Below are 16,899 nucleotides of genomic sequence, written 5' to 3'. Positions count from 1 at the left end.
GCATCAGAATGCCTCAACGATTTTCATCTCTCAATTTGCTCCCGAAGGATGGCACGATAAAATTGGAGAACACACCATGGCGGACGCCATCTTAGACCGTATCGTTCATAATTCCTATCACATGCTCATCGACGGCGAAGATTCGATGAGAAAGCGAAAAGCACAGTTGATTTAAGTCCAGCATTGCTAACGAGAGCCATCTATTCGCGGTGGCTCTCACCTCTGAGAGGGCGGCTCTATTTCATTAACAACGTGGCTCTCACTCATTAACCCAGCGGCTCTGCCGCACCGAAATATTCATGACCATGTAGGCTTGAAGCATTTTCATATTAAAAGCCACACCAACCACGCCAAAAGCCGCTACAACGAAGCCCCACTTGCTGCCGCGAATACCGCGAAACAGCATCCATGTTGCTAGTACAAGTGTGAAAACCAGCATACTGTCAACATTATTCGTACGGCTAACCGCCGCAGCGATCGGGGTACAAGCAAAGGCGAGACTAGCCAATCGGGCTGACATTTTGCCAAACGTAGGTTTAATAAGGATGTACATCAACAGCACTGATCCAACACCCGCCAACGCTTGAGGCAAAATCACACTCCAACCATGCACCCCGAATACATACGCGCTTATCGTCTGAATCCAAAATGTAACCGGCGGCTTATCCACCGTCACATATCCGGCCGGATCGAAGGAAGCAAAGAAAAAGTTATGAAAGCTTTGCAGCATACTCGTTACAGCCGCGGTGTAATACCCGTTCGCTGTCTGGTCCTGCCAAATGTTAAACATGTTTAGAAAAGCCGCTAATAATGCTATCGCTACGAGAATATAATCGTTTTTTTTGCTTTTTGGTGTACTCATCTTCTCTTGCACTCCCCTTTATTTTTTCATCGATAGGATCGTCTTCCGTGTCCCTCGTTTACAGGTACAACTTTACCCACCCATGCTGAATTCCAGCTGAATGCGCACTGAGCGTTTCTTGAAAGCATTCTGAGACATTGCTGAATAAGCCAGATCACCGCGTTTTAGGTCAGCGAATAGCTTAATTTTTCAGTAATCTTTCAGCCAATTATCAATTGAATCTCAGATAACGCTTCTATAATAAGCTCATAACCTTCAGGACACGAAAGAAAAGAGGAAAACCTATGGAGCGTATCACACAGTACTTGCATCCGTTTCATTTCCAAACTTTGGAGTCTACTATCGAGATGCTGCTCCACTGTGAAGAGAAAGATAGTACTCTCATTAATAAGCAGGCCATGGACTGGTTTCGAAGCGTGGAAAAGCGTTTCAGCACTAATCTCGCTGACAGTGAAATCAGCCTACTGAATGCATTAGCCGGTGAAAATTGTCTAGTTTCTACCACAATGTTAGAGGTGCTTTTTCTTGCTGAGGCTTATCAAGCAATAACGGATGGGAACTACTTTCCGCTCCTGCAAAAAAGTGCGCCTATGGGCCTTGAGAAAGCTCCTGCGACATTAGAGTGGGAAGTAGATCCGGCTATGAAATCAATTAAGCTTCCCAATCATACAAACATCGATTTGAGAGGAATAGAAAAGAGCTGGTCTATTAAACGGTTAGCTGAATATATGCAAAAAAACATGTCGCTTGAGCAAGGCTTAATCTTAGCTGGAGGGGATATCACGGTATGGGGCCGCGGCTCTCAGAAACTTGACCCTTGGGTCATTGGCATTCAAAACCCTTGGAATGCCAACGCCAAACTGGGCGCCATCGCCATGTCGGAGGGCTCCCTGTCCACTTACAGTCCATTTGAGGATAAAATGTCCACACCCGGCAGCGATATCGTACAGTGCACCGTTGCTGGCCAAGATATGGTTGAGTGCCAAGTATGGGCAAGAATTCTGTGTACTCTTGGCGTCGAAGAAGGGCTTGCACTGCTTGCCAAGCGTACCTCTGATTGCGAAGCTGTTGTTCACTCCACGAATCAGGAGATGCATTACTTTGGGAGAGAAGCATCTCTGAATAGAAGATGGCTTGATATGCACATTGACCATTATTACTTTCAGGATGTAGTGTCCTGGGGTATTTACGATTAAACACAGGTCTTAGCCAATACTTTTCCAACTCGGCCCTTTATCCACATTTAATCGATTTTTATCCACAGAACCCTTACAATTTATTCACAAAATAATCTATTTTATCAACATGTTATCCACAGCCTGTGTGCATCTTTATTGTTTTCCTCATTAAAAACCGATATAATCCGATCGCAAGCACCCTCCTACTTTGAACTAGACACGTCTTGCATGCTATGATGGTGTCAAAATATGCGATGTAGGGGCTTTATTCGAATGACATATGATGTAATTGTAATTGGCGGCGGTTCCGCCGGGCTCATGGCCAGCATTGCGGCGAGTATGGATGGCGCGAAGGTGCTTTTGGTGGATAAAGGTGACAAGCTGGGGCGTAAGCTCGGGATATCCGGCGGTGGCCGATGCAACGTAACGAACAACAAAGACATGGATGAATTGATCAAGCACATCCCGGGCAACGGGCGCTTCTTATATAGTGCTTTAACTCATTTCAGCAACAAGGACATCATTGATTTCTTTGAAAATCTCGGCATCCGCCTGAAGGAAGAGGACAACGGTCGCATGTTTCCTGTCAGCGACAAGGCCAAAACCGTCGTAGACGCGTTGATCGGCCAAGTTCGCAGGCAAGGTGTCGAGATCCGGACGAATAGTCCGGTCAAGATGGTCTTGTACAAGGACGGCAGCGTCCAAGGCGTCCGTCTACAGTCCGGCGAAACGATGAACAGCAAAGCTGTCATCATTGCTTCCGGCGGATGCTCTGTCCCGCATACCGGCTCGACAGGAGACGGTTATGCTTGGGCCGAAGCTGGTGGGCACACCATCACGCAGCTCTTTCCGACCGAGGTTCCGTTAACCTCGAAGGAAGCTTTTATCCGCAGCCGTGAGCTGCAAGGACTTTCCTTGCGGGACGTGACACTCAGCGTGTGGAACGCCAAAGGGAAGTCGATCATATCCCACCGCGGCGATATGCCCTTTGAATCACTCACATGCATAAGTGCATAGAGTGGATTTCACTTTTAATACGGGGCTATCGAGGAGAAATTTATTTTTATTTTACACTGATACTTGCTCGCATAAGATTTCGGAGTTCTTGACAGGCAATGTACTAAAAGAATCACATGATTTCATATAAATTATCAGTTTAGAAAAATCATTTTCTACCGGATTAACAGCATCAAATAAAGAGTTTCCTCATTAGAAGTAGTTCAGGTAATGTAGTCAATAGCTTAACACTGTTTCAGAAGTTAGGATAAATAGAAAATAAAAAAAGAGCTGAATTTACATTAGCCTTTGTTGCTAAGAGGAATCAGGGATTCCATACTTAGTAGCTATGTAATATTAGCTCTTGTACTCGAAGTTAGATGTTGATTACCTTTATATTACACTCTAAGCCATGATTAGTCAATATTATTTTCGAGTTTTCCAAGGAATGAAAACCTATTCGGAGGTATGGCCATAGTACCTTTAAACCTCATTAGTTTAAGTAGTTCTAATGGCTTCCCTTGAGAATTAGTAATCTGAAGTACGGAACTTAAATTACTTTTATACAGGTTATAATCAACCCTTTTAAAATCATTAATCTCAATTAATGTTTTTGGATTTTTAGAATCATGTAGCCACGTATATGAAATGGCATTTACTATAGTTTCTACGTAGTACTTTAATCTGACATAAGTATTATCTAGAATCTTTGAGTCATTTACTCCACTGTGAGATAACATATTTCTCAATCTATACATTTGTTTAATATCATTATTCAAAATATTTTCAAGTTGATTAAGAGATTTACTTGCGTTTTCTACTAAGCTATATGTAATGGATGTTTGACGATTAACAAATTCACTACTAGCAAATGAAAATGAAATTCCGTCCCACCACTTCCCTTTGAACTGTTTATAAAATAGTAAAATACAGGATTGATCCGCTACTGTCATATGTTTTATATCTATACCTGAAGAAATTAACTTGGAGGAAATATGCTCAGTTATGATTTTGGAAGATCTTTTATTGTCTTCACTATGCATCGAAATTAGCCTCTTAAAAAATGTCTTACTAATTTTTCTGAAATAAAAAAGCCCCATATACGGAATGAAGTTTCTACAAACTGAATCTATTTTATTATCATGCACGGAATGTACCATCATAAACTCCATGATGCTCCAAAGCACTAAAAACGAAGTTCTTCGATCATGAGATCGATTTAATATTTGTATCCACTCATTAAGCCTAAACATTTCGTCAAATACATATCCATTCACATCAATATAATCCGTTGTCTTCCAAAGGTTATCGAAATGTTTTATTCCGATATTTTCTACTACTTTCTTAGCATTTAGCTGAAAATCCTTACCACCCTTTTTTATAGCAAACTGAATATTTTCTTTTGTCCTTTCTTTAAAAGTTCTTAACTTTTCAAATATATCGGTCAATACTTTGTCAACGTACAATCCATCTAATTTGCTTAAGTTAAAGTAAATCGTTATCTTATTATCACTTTTTCTTGTTCTAACATTAGTCACTCTATTTTTTTCCTCATACAAGCTGATGATTTTTCTTATAAAACTATTAATATTTTTCAAATTTACTGAAGTAGTATCCACCGCTATTGAACATCGCACTGTAGCTAACTTATTGTTATTTGGATTACTAATTTCTTTTAGATGCCCGATAATTTTCTTCAAAACTTCATTTGGGTTATCATGATCCTGCCTAAACCAGTTATTACAGATTGCATATACTTCAGCAATAGTATTACCACGATGCTCTAAATATTCAATTATTAAGCAAATAAGCTCATCTATTAATACATATTCATCAACCTCCTTACTTGTCCCAGAAATGCCCTTATTAAGTACGTACTGTAAGGTTTTGATAAGCCCTATGTAGCAATTATAATTTGATAGAACTTCATACAAATTTGGTATATATGATGTGGTTTTTAGTTCTTTTACTAGTGTTAAGGCTGTAAATAGAGACTTCATTTCTTTTATAGGAATCTGATTCGAAGATTTAAATAGAAGACTGGAATGTTCAATAATTTGTATTATCGACCCTTTAATATACTCTGAAGACAATTCACGAACCCCTGGGGGCATTGAAACAAATTGTCTTGATAGTTCCAATAAACCGCATATAGGAAAGCTGTTAAACTCAATGTCTCCATTAGATCTTAGCATCTGAAGAAATCTTTCTATGAAATATTTTGTTCTTTCAATTTCCTTCCCATCACTCATAACATTCCTCGCTCTAATATCTACTTTATATGTAAACAATCATAACACATTATATAGTTAAAATTTCCCTTTTTATCGAAATTCATTTTTTTAGATGTCCGGTGATAATAAAGTATTAGACAGGTGTCGTTGATTTAACACGGTTTTTGATTTAAAGAATCGTTTAGCTTTTGAAAAACAAGTTTATTCTGATCCTTTCAAAAAAACAGCGGCGGACCAAGACTTGAAAATAAAGTCTTAGACTGCCGCTGTTGTCATTGAATTAGCTTGTCCCGTTAGAATTCTTGTAAAACGAGTATTTGAACAAAAACGAGCGCCTCGGTACAATGGGTTACGCACGAGGTCAAAAGCCTCAAAAAGCCAATCTAGGAGGTCGATATTTATTACGCTGTAATACTTTGATTCTTTATTAATTTATGTTTTAGATCTTCAGGCAAGGTGTTTATAAATTTGACTACTTGTTCTTTATCATACATGACTGTCATTAATTCATAGATTTCTTGGATAATTCTATCCTCAGTGTTATCCCTACACCATATAACGTTTACTTTCTCATGTAACTCTTCTTCTATTTTTGTTACTTTTTTTTCTTCTGAATAATAGTATCTGAGTCGAACCGTAGTATTTACTGAATTTATCTCTTCTAAAAAAGTGAGTTCCCCTATTACTTGCTCATTTATTTTTTGGTAGGCGACACTTTTATAAGTTGGAAGAAATATATTATCAGCTAACTCACTTGGCTGTACTCCATCAGTTAACATTAATTCTATTAGATCATTTAACTTTTTTTGTAGAAATGTTGGTATGCCATCTTTCATCTATAACATCCTCCTTATTTCTTCAACAATTTCATTAAGATACCTTTGGGATTCTAGCAATGCCTCTGGTTCTCTTTTCTTAACAGGACCATACTTATTGTAGATCCTTGTATTTATGTATCTAACTAGTATTCCATCATTATTACAATCACCATTTAAATTGTGAATGAGACGTTTAAACTTAGCATAAAGGTCAGTACCCTTAGGGTCAATTGATTTTTCAAAAAGAACAGCCTGCACTGCTTCATTAGCGTTATTGTACAAATATTCCCTTGTCTTTTTTCTAAGAGATTCTGGCCGCTTTGATAATAGTAGTTCATCTAACTCACTCTTTTTTGTATGTATAGATTTTCTTTTTAATGCTTCTTTAGCTGCTGCTACCTCGTCATCTGTAAAACCAGCGTCTATTAATTTTTGAACTTTACCTTCAAGAGCTTCATCAATCTGCCGTCTTGCAGCCTCAAACAATTCATTAAAATCAACATCAGGAAGATAAGAATCTTTATCGCTTAAAAAATATTCATCTTTTTCGATGGTAGCATATACAATTTCTCTTTTTATATAATCCCTATCAGGGATGTCATATTCTTTTACAGGGATCTTTTTGCTTTTCTCCACTTCTCTTGAAAATATATCCCACATTGCATTTAATCCTATTTCTTCATGGAATATGACAACTGCATTGTTATCTATTGCAAAGTCAGTTATCTCTTCATTTGGGATTGCTCTTAAAACTCTTCCAATAACCTGTGCAAATGCATTTAAACTTCTATACGGTCTAAATAAAGCAAGAATAGTTAGGTATTTATGATCGTAACCTTCCATAAGCATATTTACAGAAACTACAACGTCACAATTATGATCCTCTATTTCCATAAAAGCTTTCTCAAGATTATCTGGATTCATGTTACTATGCACAATAATAACTTTCTTTCCTTGGGTTTTATACCAATGTGCAACATCGCTTGCATGTGCAATGCTACAAGCCACTGCTAATATTTTATGTGGGACATTAGGGGAAGCATCTCTAAGAGTATTTAATTGATTTATACTTTCTACTATTACATCTTGTGAACATTCCTTTGACAAAGCAATCGATTTTTCTAACCATTCTTTGTCCTTAAAAATAAGAACCTCATCTTTATTATATTTTTGAGAGTCACCAGGAATCGTAAAGTATAAATTATCATTATTAATAGTTGCTTTTCTAAGCCACTTAACATATTTCAAAGCCATAACTTCAGACAATGAGGTGTTATGTATTTCCTCACCCGGTAGTTCCTTATGATCACCTCTATACGGTGTACCTGTTACATGAAGCTTCTTTGCATCCGAGAAGTAATTTAATGCTTGTTGCCATGTATTTGCAACAGAATGATGTGCCTCATCAACAATTATTAGATCAAAGAAGTCATTAGGGACTTTTTTGAGTAAAGAATTGGGACCACTATTGTATAACTTATGAACGTTCGTTATTACGAAGTTACATTTTTCTAGACTCGACATCAACATTTCGGACTCATATTCTTCTACTACCGGCATTTCTTCAGGGTCAAAGATAATATCATAATTCAACCAGAAATTATCTTCGAGGGGATGTAATGTTTTAACGACACTCTTTTTTGTTACAAGTCCCGGAGTAATTACAAGTACTCTTTTTTTTGAAACACCGTATGGGGCGATTGAAATCAACCCACTCTTACCTGTACCAGTTGGAAGTACTATTAACGCTTCACCATTAGGGTTACTTTCAAAGTATTCCTTTATCTTCATATAAGCTTCGATTTGAGGCTCTCTCAGCTTATTATTTTCAATAATATTCGGAATTATCTCCATGAAATAGGACATTGTTCTCTTGCACATCCCTCAGCATATATTTTTATAGAAACAATTCGACATCAATCATCCCACTCCTTCCTTAATTTAGGTAGTTCACCAAAGAACTGTTACACAATAATTGTAAAACTTTTAGGTTATTTTTGATTCCTGTCCGTTATTAAACGCAAGTCTCCTCTTTTTAAATCCAGACACTAATAACACAATATTGCAAAAACAAAACAAGCCCATAGATTTCTTTCCCTTGGGCTTGTTCAGCAGCGCTAATGGATTCAAGGACATATCATACAGTCAACCATTATTTGTTGATAATTGGTTATTAATTGAACATTCCCTTGAGCTTGGTAATTTACCTAAAATGAGAATTATTGAATAATCTACGAGTCAATCCACTCATCTCCATTATATTCTTTACTTTGCTCCACCTTCAGTACATCTTGAAATCTAATCCAACCCCACTCCTCTGCCCCGCTGAACGGATCAGTGGAATCTATTCCCCCGTCTCTTTAGGTCCAATTAAAGCATATGCAGAACTATAGTTCCATCGGCATTATTGCAATCTCTGTGTATTCGGCTGCCGTTTTTGTTAAAGTAACGAGAGTTTAGTATAACAAAATCCATTATTTTCTTGCACATAGAGCTTATCGTGTTATCCTTAAGAAGGATTCTTAGTAAAGCCATTATTCATGTGCATGTTGTTAGAACTTATATAAAAATAAGGTGGGATTCTTTTTCGTGAAAAAAATCGTACTTAATAAGATTAAAAATATTGTAAATCTTGAGTTTGGAATACCAACTCAAGGTGTCAAACTTTTGACGGGGACAAACGGGATCGGGAAAACAACATTATTAACTGCTCTAGCCAGGATCGGAATCGGAACAGCCTTACGTGATAATTTTAACAAAATAAATTCTTCAAATGGTGAAATTATTGATCCTTATCTTCACTCTAAATTGAGTTATCATGTTAATAATGAATCAGTTACTTACTCAAAAAGTGCCAAAAATAGATGGATGCCTGATAAACTTGAAAATGCTAAGGTACTTTCTAAGTTTGGATATAATTCCGTTCTCTATATTAAAGCTGATAGTTTCAGGTTAAAACCTGTAAATAAAGATATTTATCATAACAAGGTATCCGCTGTAGACGCAACACTAGTTTCTGCAATTTGCGAGGTTCTTGAAAATATCAAATTTTCAAATATGAAAGGCATAAAATTAGATGCTGGCCGTGCAGTGTATTTGGTCCCAAATGAGACCGGTTATTATCCAGAGTATTATTTCAGTACTGGAGAATCGTGTGTTATTAATATACTGACTAGCGTACTTAAAGCGAGTAGAGGAAGTCTTATTTTAATTGATGAAGTAGATATTACATTGTATCCTGCGGTCCAATTAAAATTATTGCGTTATTTAAGAAAAATAGCTGCTCAATTAGATCACACAATAATAATATCAACACACTCAATCAACATGATAAAAGATACCGATATACAAGATATTTATTTTCTTCATTCCCCTGCTATGGATGGAAACATTAAGGTAGAAAACCCTTGCTATCATACATTTGCCCTTAGAGGGATAGCAACCGCAGATGATATCGATTTAGACAATGTGTTTTTCGTTGAAGATGATGAAGCAAAGATCCTGCTTGATGAAGCTATTAAAGCCTTCAAGGAATTAGTAAACAAAAACGCGGTGTACCGCATTCTTCCGATTGGTGGATGGCCCAATATATTGATTTTCTTGAAAAATAATATTGGTATTCTTAAGCAAACAACACGAATTGATGTTTTTTTTGACAAGGATGTTGAGACAAGTATTAACGATCTTCGTAAGAAAAGGGACAAAGAATTGTCAGAAATCGAAAAAATAGCGGTTTTGGATAAGTATAAGAACAATATCAAATACCTTCCTATTACGCCTGAGTCGGGTGTAGTTAAACATTTTGAGAGTAATTATCTTGAAATATCAGCTGTCTTGAGCTTGACAATTGATATTAGCAACTTATTTAGAACACCAAATTACATCAGTTATACAAACGATAGACAAGGTGATAAAAAAAGATTCAGTGATATAATAGAAAAGATTACACAAAATACTGGTAAGGATAAGATCGAAGTAAAAAAAGTCTTATACAGTGACTATGTTAAGAAAAATATAAATTCAAGTACATTACATCAGATGTTTGGTCCTATTTTGAAATATTAGGCTTTATGTTAGACTCGAGTTGTTATGTTTTTTATGTTACCTGATACAAATCGTTTGGTGAGCCGAACACATTTCAGGATCGGATCATGGCTGATGATACAAGGCACAAAGTTCCTAAATATTTAAGCTAACAAATAACGATATCAAAAAACAATAGTCAAATATGCAAATATAAGTTAATATAATATTGTATCGGAAGCACCGGACAAAACGAAAGCCCTGAGGGAAAGAATCCCTTAGGGCTTTTTTGCTTTAATATTTATTTAGCCCTTACCATGATTCGGTTTATTGTCTTCTTGATCATTAACGTGATTTTCTCGTTGTTTGTCGTGAGCTGTCATGACGTAAGCCCACCCATCTGAGTAATTGAAAACATAAATATATTACTCATCTAAGGGGCATTGTACGCAACCCTTTGTACCAACTACTAGATCTCATCAAGCAAGACATATGCTTCCATCTCTGTATCAAAAACAGTAACCTGCTCGGCATCACCATACACCATATCGTTCACTTCAAGGTGACTCAGCGTCTTCTCTTCGCCTGTCTCCTTATGCTTGACATGATATTTCATACTATCATCCCCTAAACAATAAATCCTTCGAACACTGGCAGCCGCATTGCACCAGACTTATACCAGTCTCGAAATTTCACTTTGCAACGCACTAACGGCTGCACATAGACGTGTTCCTTGCTCTCTCCACTTTTGTATGCCTGAAATACTGGCCACATCGATTGCCGAGCTGACGGTGTAATTCCCAGTTCCATTGCTCCAACCGGACGGATCCTGAGACCATCTGGATAGCCTAGTAGCCATGAATGTTCTTTCTTGCTGTACCCCGTTATGAAACATTCAGCCATCTGATAATTGCTAACCTTCTGCCATGACCAGGAGCGTGTATCTTTCTCGTACTTAGAAGATTTTTTCTTTATGACTATGCCTTCCAAGCCATGTTGACAAATAAGTTTAAAGAATTCAGTTGTGCTGCCCTTTATTGGCCGAACTATCCTATAGATTTCATTTTCTTGCACAGCTTCTTCAAGTAATCCCTTGCGAACCTCTAAGGGCAATGCGGTAACATCTACGCCGCGGTGGTATAAGATATCAAAAGCCATAAATACGACTGGTTTACGCTTCTTACTAGAACGGAAACCCGCATTCGTCGCTTCAAAGTCGGCCTTCCCATGTTCGTCTAGCACCACGATTTCACCGTCCAGAATAGTTCCTTTTGGGATTGGCGGATTGTGTAGCTCTGGATATTTGGACGTTGCATTCGTGTTTTTAGTATATAAGTGCAGTTCATCCATATTTGAAACGATTAAACGTATCCCATCCCACTTGAGGTATCTCCATAAGATTGCACATAAAAAAGATTGTACATAATTCTCAGAAATGATCAAATGAAAAAATAAACTGGACTGGCCGCGGGCATTAAGCTAACGGGCAGGATACTTTCAATGCTGTTGCATTTACAAACACAACATCCCACTGGTAATATTAAACAAATGCAATGATGTGAAGAGTAAACAAGGCGTACTTTTACAGAGAGCTCCGGTTGCTGAAAAGGAGTAAAGGATACCTTGTTGAACCAAGTCACAGAGCATCACATCGGAACCTGAATTGGCTCAGGGGGCGGTGTGACAGGAGCTCCTGTTACAGAGCTAGAGTATAAGCATGGAGTGTCATGCCGTACTCGATAAGGCTAATCTGATGACAGATTAGTGAACTGGGGTGGCACCACGATGAATCTCGTCCCCAAGACATTGTTCTTGGAGGTGGGATTCTTTTTGTTTTCTCTGAACAGTTAAAAAATCATGATTTCATTCAAGCTGAATGAAATTTATTCTTGAGAGGAGAAATATATACGATGATGAAAGCTTATTGGAGATATTTCTTATATATCATGAATCACAAACTCAACGTTTTGATCGAATGTTGGAAGGAAGGCTTGTACTTTCAGGGAGTTATTCATGATTTTTCGAAATTTTCACCGGCTGAGTTCTTTCCCTACGCAAAGAAATTTTATTCCGGAAAGCCTTTGGACTTGGATGAGGAGCTGAATTGGAAATATGCTTGGCTTCGTCACCAGCGTAAGAATAAGCACCATTGGGAGTATTGGGTTATAAACCCCAACACAAACGAGGCATTGCCCATGCCAAAGAAGTATGTAATTGAAATGGTATGTGACTGGCGTTCCTTTTCAAGGAAATGGGGAAAAAAAGTAAAAGAGTCTACTCTAAACCTTACAGATAGCATAGTAGTACATCCGGAAACGAAAAGAGAGCTTGAACTTATGACATCCCCTAACGAACTGATAAACCGTTCAACTAATGCAGAACAATAGTTGAACAAAATAAGGAGCAGATCATCGTTGCAGTTGCTCCTTGTTTTTATTGAGGGACGGGCAGGATAGTTGAGCAATACTAACGAAATAATTAAGTAATAAAGAGTTAAGAGAAGTTTAGCTTTTAATCACGTAAAAGGAGGTTTACGGCTGTACGATGATAATGATTGGCTTCGTTCAAAATCTAAACGATAAGAAGTGGCTCCGTGCAAAGTCTAAACTATGAACAACGGCGGTTGTTTGTATGGAGCTGGAAATAAGTTGCCGCCATGTGAAATGATTCTCTTTTGTTTATAGTATAGACTTTGCCCCTTAAAACCAAAATTTTTAAGGAGCAGAGCTAAAATGAAATATGCGAATGCAGTTACCGTCTTTCCAGAAAAATTACTAAAGGAAATACAGAAGTATATAAAAGGTGGAATAATATATATCCCCTCCCCCGAGGAAACACATAAGAAGTGGGGGCAAAATTCAGGAAGTAGAAAATATTTGGATGATCGAAATGAAGAAATCCGCGAAGGGTATTTAAACGGTTCTTCGATTGATGAATTATCAGATACATTCTGTCTTTCTTACCATAGTATAAGAAAAATCATTTACTCTAAAAAATAATGGATACTAGAAGTCGCATCGGATCCGGTGCGACTTTTTGTGTAAAATTTATTTTCTAGTTGATTATTAAACATTCAAAAAGTTCCGACCTTGCTATAATCTTATTAACAAATTATTGGAGGTGGGTACCTAAATGGATAATGTAAAAGGAATATGGAATGAATGGTCCGAAACATGGTATCAAAGGTATAGAACAGATAAGGCGATAGCAAAAATAATACAAACCCCTGAATCGGCATTTCATCGTACAACATATTCAATGATTAATAAGGCCTTGCCGAATTTGGATGGAAAGAAAGTATGTGTTCCTTCAAGTGGAGATAACCATGCAGTCTTCGCTTTTCATTTAATGGGGGCAAGGGTTACATCATGCGACATATCGGAAAGACAAATAGAAAACAGCTCGAACTTGGCTCGAAAAAATGGATGGGACATTGAATTTATATGCGATGATACAATGCAACTAAGTAACATTAAAAGTGATGAATATGATTTTGTATATACATCGAATGGTGTCCATGTATGGATTAATGATTTAAACTCCATGTACAACAATATTAGAAGAATTCTTAAAAGCAATGGTGTGTATATGATGTTTGATATTCACCCATTTAGTCGCCCTTTTGCTATAGAAAAAGAGAAAATAACTGTAGTAAAGCCATATGACTCAATTGGACCTTTTCTTATAGATGAGGTTCCAAGACTTCATTGGCGTATGCAGGATATAGCGAATGCTATTATTTCATCAGGCCTATGTGTTAAGCATATCGAAGAAATGTATGCAGAGGATGGCTCATTTTGGATCGATGAGTCAAAAGATGAAGGGAAATCGCTCTCAAAACAAGAATTAGATGACTTGTGTAACTGGAAATTAAATCCCATGGCAGCCCTTCCTCAATGGTTTTCGATACATGCAGTTAAGTAAACCGGTACAGGTAACTCATTAACCTAACGGGAAACTATAGCTTAATAATAGGGAGCAGTTTGCCGCGGCCGCTGCTCCCCTGTTTTCGTTCAAGAAACAGGCAGATTCAGAATTAGAATTGTGTAATAATCTCAACCAGCCCATAGTTTCCCTGTACCAATAAAGAACCCTCCATGCTATGGTCATAATGGAGGGTTCTACTATGTTAAATCAACCAATTAAACCAATGCTACTACAACCTTTATTGCCAACTCAGATGAAAAAGGATTGGAAATCAAGCTTAAAATGGGACGGTTTCAGAATACTAATACATTATGATCATGGAATGGTTAGAGCATTTACGAGACATGGCACAGAGGTTACTTCAAGATTTCCGGAATTATTGAAAATAAGACTTCCCATAAAAACGGGAATATTCGATGGAGAATGTATAGCGTTTGATTTAACGCAGCCTAAAAATCAACCTCCTAAGTTATGGTGGGACGATGCAATGGCTAGATTTAATACGAAGAAAGAATCAGCTGTTAAACAAATAGCAACAACTCTAAGGGCACACTTTCCGTTGTGGGATATTTTGTATTTAGATGGCAAGTCTATGTTGAATATGGGCTTTATGCAGCGCAGAGAGGCACTTTCAGCGGTAGTAGAATCTTCGGAGGTACTTTCTATCACCCCTTTATATGATGTCGGGGAAACACTATTCTTGAAAGCTAAAGAGCTTGGTTTAGAAGGAATATGTCAATATAAGCCCGATGCTCCAATGTTATTAGATACCCGGTCTAATGGAATCGTAAAAATAAAAGCTTATCAATATGTTGTTTGCCAGGTGGCTTCCGTAAGATTAAATGGTGGTTTTGGCTGGGGATTAACGATCAATGGCTCATATGTAGGTGTGATAGAGTTTCCGCCACCTTCTGATGCGATTCGTGCATTAAATCATATATCAAAGCAGCTCGTTCGTGGAGAAAATAAAGACTGGCGCTTTTTAGATCCGGTAATAAGCTGTAAAGTTAAATTTCAATGTTTTACTAAAGAAGGAAAACTGCGGTCACCGAAATTCGAGGAATTCTGTACACCTATTTCTGTACAATAAAAAAGCTCAAGATATCCTTTACTAGCAACGTAAGGGATTATTTTGAGCTTTTTTGTACATATCGTTATATAGAGATACCTTTAGTTCTGCAAAAGTGGAAGGATCATTAAAAGGCAGATTGTTTTTACTGTATTGGAGAAGCATTGGAGGAATAAACATTTTCTTCATCACCCATAATAATGGTACACCTTAGAAGAATCTATGACTAATGGAGCTTGAAGGAAGTAAGGAGTATTGTAAAATGAAGAAATTAATTATACCCAGTTCAATTGTTTGTTTTAGTATTGCAACCGCAATATCATTTCCAGTTTTCTACGCACTTAAAGGAAGATGAATCCCTGAGCGAATAAGCCCGAACCAGAGCTTAATCGAGTAGGAGGGGACGGCTAGTCCCCGACCTCTCACACCACCGTACGTACCGTTCGGTATACGGCGGTTCATGTTCTATTCCGCAATAAACTGTATCTGTCCGATAAATTCCTTAAACCATTAGACAACCAATATGGGTTGTCTAATGCTCTATGTAGGATTGGACTTTTCGAAATTCGCCAGTATTTCTTCCTCGTGTTTCCCCATTCATAGGCTTTCTGCTTTGGGATACCTAATGCTGCCAGTTTCTTTACCTTCGTACTCGGAAGTTTCCACTGTTTCCACAAACACATTCGTAGTCTTCTTCGTATCCATTCGTCCAACTCTTTAAAGACACTCGGCGTATCCGCGAGCTCATAATATCCTAGCCATCCTGTTAGGTATTGGTTCAGCTCCTTAATTCTCATCTCCATTGGGATGGGGCTTCTCCTAGATGTGATGATCCTTATCTTTGCTTTTACTCGTTGCATCGATGACTCAGATATCTTCACCTTGGGATTCTTCTTATCCCAGCTAAATGTGAATCCTAAAAACTTGCGTTTCCACGGACGATCTACCGCACTTTTCGCTTGGTTTACCTTTAACTTTAGCTTCTCTTCAATGAATTTCGTTACGGATTGCTTCACTCGCTGGCCTGCCTTCCACGTTTTCACGTAGATATTACAGTCGTCTGCATACCTCACAAAGCGTAGATTTCGTTGCTCCAGCGTCTTGTCCAATTCATCTAAAACAATATTAGACAACAAAGGGCTTAATGGACCTCCCTGTGGAGCTCCTTCTTTTGTCGGTTGGACGAGTCCATCCATGAGTACGCCGGATTGCAAGAATTTTCGGATTATCTTCAACAGTATTTTATCTGTTATTCGTTCCGCTAGTTTTGCCATTAGTCGATCATGGTGAACACGGTCAAAGAATTTCTCCAAATCGATGTCGATCACAATTCGGTAGCCTTCTCGCATATATTCTCTTGCTTTTCTTACCGCATCATGCCCTCGTCTTTGTGGACGAAAACCATAGCTTTGCTCGGAAAATGTGGGGTCGAACAATGGTGTTAATACTTGCGTAATTGCTTGCTGAATGAATCGATCTGTCACGGTAGGAACGGTCAATGCAAAATGCACATTTAGTCAATTCGCATTTAGGAATGGTCACGATCAGTCATCCGTTTCATCCCCTACAAGGTCAAAGCTTCTCTCTGCTTAGTATCAGAGAAGTGAATGGATTACGCCGGTACTCTTTACAAACAGATACCGGTGTCGTTTGCGTCCCTGAAACGTGGACAAACCACCATGCACCAATCACTCTTCCTCCTAGCTTGTCCTTCGATCTGCTGACATTAAAGGAATTGGCTCAGCTCTTGCGCACCCTAGAGGAATCTCTCAAATGATGGCGAATCCTGTTG

14 protein-coding genes, 2 pseudogenes and 1 other annotated feature are annotated in these 16,899 nt (G+C 38.0%); of the genes and pseudogenes, 9 read left to right on the top strand and 7 right to left on the bottom strand.

Annotated elements, in window-relative coordinates; genetic code table 11:
- Nucleotides 1-175 (top strand): ATP-binding protein (locus G519_RS49550; RefSeq protein WP_161632981.1); only part of this gene is annotated, 175 nt, incomplete at its 5' end.
- A 123-nt stretch (nt 176-298) separates the two neighbouring features.
- On the opposite strand, the pseudogene G519_RS0134460 reads toward G519_RS49550, so the two are convergent.
- Nucleotides 299-862 (bottom strand): annotated as a pseudogene (locus G519_RS0134460) (ArnT family glycosyltransferase); the annotation flags it as partial.
- A gap of 284 nt (nt 863-1,146) precedes the next feature.
- Here G519_RS0134460 and G519_RS0134455 point away from each other — a divergent pair.
- Both G519_RS0134455 and G519_RS46050 read left to right on the top strand, forming a co-directional pair.
- The gene (locus G519_RS0134455; RefSeq protein ID WP_029198473.1) at nt 1,147-2,058 is read left to right on the top strand and encodes an FAD:protein FMN transferase; all 912 of its coding nucleotides are present in this window, start codon (nt 1,147-1,149) and stop codon (nt 2,056-2,058) included.
- 255 nt (nt 2,059-2,313) lie between these two features.
- A pseudogene (locus G519_RS46050) lies at nt 2,314-3,030 on the top strand (aminoacetone oxidase family FAD-binding enzyme); the annotation flags it as partial.
- Nucleotides 3,031-3,452: 422 nt separating this feature from the next.
- Here G519_RS46050 and G519_RS0134445 read toward each other — a convergent pair.
- The 3 genes from G519_RS0134445 to G519_RS0134435 form a co-directional block, all read right to left on the bottom strand.
- The gene (locus G519_RS0134445; RefSeq protein ID WP_029198472.1) at nt 3,453-5,288 is read right to left on the bottom strand and encodes a hypothetical protein; all 1,836 of its coding nucleotides are present in this window, start codon (nt 5,286-5,288) and stop codon (nt 3,453-3,455) included.
- Nucleotides 5,289-5,671: 383 nt separating this feature from the next.
- Nucleotides 5,672-6,106: a hypothetical protein gene (locus G519_RS0134440; protein ID WP_029198471.1), complete on the bottom strand. Its 435-nt coding sequence runs from the start codon at nt 6,104-6,106 to the stop codon at nt 5,672-5,674.
- On the bottom strand, nt 6,107-7,954 hold the full coding sequence (locus G519_RS0134435) for a DEAD/DEAH box helicase (RefSeq protein ID WP_029198470.1): 1,848 nt from the start codon (nt 7,952-7,954) through the stop codon (nt 6,107-6,109).
- 723 nt (nt 7,955-8,677) lie between these two features.
- Between G519_RS0134435 and G519_RS0134430 the strand changes: the two genes are divergently transcribed.
- Nucleotides 8,678-10,153, top strand: a complete 1,476-nt coding sequence (locus tag G519_RS0134430; RefSeq protein ID WP_029198469.1) for an AAA family ATPase — start codon at nt 8,678-8,680, stop codon at nt 10,151-10,153.
- A gap of 427 nt (nt 10,154-10,580) precedes the next feature.
- On the opposite strand, the gene G519_RS50805 is transcribed toward G519_RS0134430, so the two are convergent.
- Together G519_RS50805 and G519_RS0134420 are read right to left on the bottom strand one after the other, a co-directional pair.
- Nucleotides 10,581-10,727 (bottom strand): hypothetical protein, encoded by a 147-nt coding sequence (locus G519_RS50805; protein WP_154669648.1) that lies wholly within the window; start codon nt 10,725-10,727, stop codon nt 10,581-10,583.
- 11 nt (nt 10,728-10,738) lie between these two features.
- Nucleotides 10,739-11,554: an ATP-dependent DNA ligase gene (locus G519_RS0134420; protein ID WP_051253949.1), complete on the bottom strand. Its 816-nt coding sequence runs from the start codon at nt 11,552-11,554 to the stop codon at nt 10,739-10,741.
- A 101-nt stretch (nt 11,555-11,655) separates the two neighbouring features.
- Nucleotides 11,656-11,914: a binding site (T-box leader), on the top strand.
- Nucleotides 11,915-12,021: 107 nt separating this feature from the next.
- Between G519_RS0134420 and G519_RS46045 the strand changes: the two genes are divergently transcribed.
- From G519_RS46045 to G519_RS0134400, 4 genes are all read left to right on the top strand, one after another.
- Nucleotides 12,022-12,498: a DUF5662 family protein gene (locus G519_RS46045; RefSeq protein WP_036634967.1), complete on the top strand. Its 477-nt coding sequence runs from the start codon at nt 12,022-12,024 to the stop codon at nt 12,496-12,498.
- Between the two features lie 345 nt (nt 12,499-12,843).
- Nucleotides 12,844-13,110, top strand: a complete 267-nt coding sequence (locus G519_RS0134410) for a CD3324 family protein (protein ID WP_029198467.1) — start codon at nt 12,844-12,846, stop codon at nt 13,108-13,110.
- Between the two features lie 133 nt (nt 13,111-13,243).
- On the top strand, nt 13,244-14,035 hold the full coding sequence (locus tag G519_RS0134405; RefSeq protein ID WP_029198466.1) for a class I SAM-dependent methyltransferase: 792 nt from the start codon (nt 13,244-13,246) through the stop codon (nt 14,033-14,035).
- Between the two features lie 202 nt (nt 14,036-14,237).
- Nucleotides 14,238-15,128, top strand: a complete 891-nt coding sequence (locus G519_RS0134400) for an ATP-dependent DNA ligase (protein ID WP_029198465.1) — start codon at nt 14,238-14,240, stop codon at nt 15,126-15,128.
- A gap of 437 nt (nt 15,129-15,565) precedes the next feature.
- On the opposite strand, the gene ltrA is transcribed toward G519_RS0134400, so the two are convergent.
- Nucleotides 15,566-16,606: a group II intron reverse transcriptase/maturase gene (gene ltrA / locus G519_RS46040; RefSeq protein WP_244280318.1), complete on the bottom strand. Its 1,041-nt coding sequence runs from the start codon at nt 16,604-16,606 to the stop codon at nt 15,566-15,568.
- Between ltrA and G519_RS50800 the strand changes: the two genes are divergently transcribed.
- The gene (locus tag G519_RS50800; protein WP_154669647.1) at nt 16,606-16,884 is read left to right on the top strand and encodes a DUF5372 family protein; all 279 of its coding nucleotides are present in this window, start codon (nt 16,606-16,608) and stop codon (nt 16,882-16,884) included. The genes ltrA and G519_RS50800 overlap by 1 nt on opposite strands.
- Nucleotides 16,885-16,899 lie beyond the last annotated feature (15 nt).

This window comes from Paenibacillus alginolyticus DSM 5050 = NBRC 15375, from assembly GCF_000422905.1.
GTDB lineage: Bacteria > Bacillota > Bacilli > Paenibacillales > NBRC-103111 > Paenibacillus_E > Paenibacillus_E alginolyticus.
Note: the sequence above shows the minus strand (reverse complement) of the source record. Positions and strands in the feature narration are given on the sequence as shown.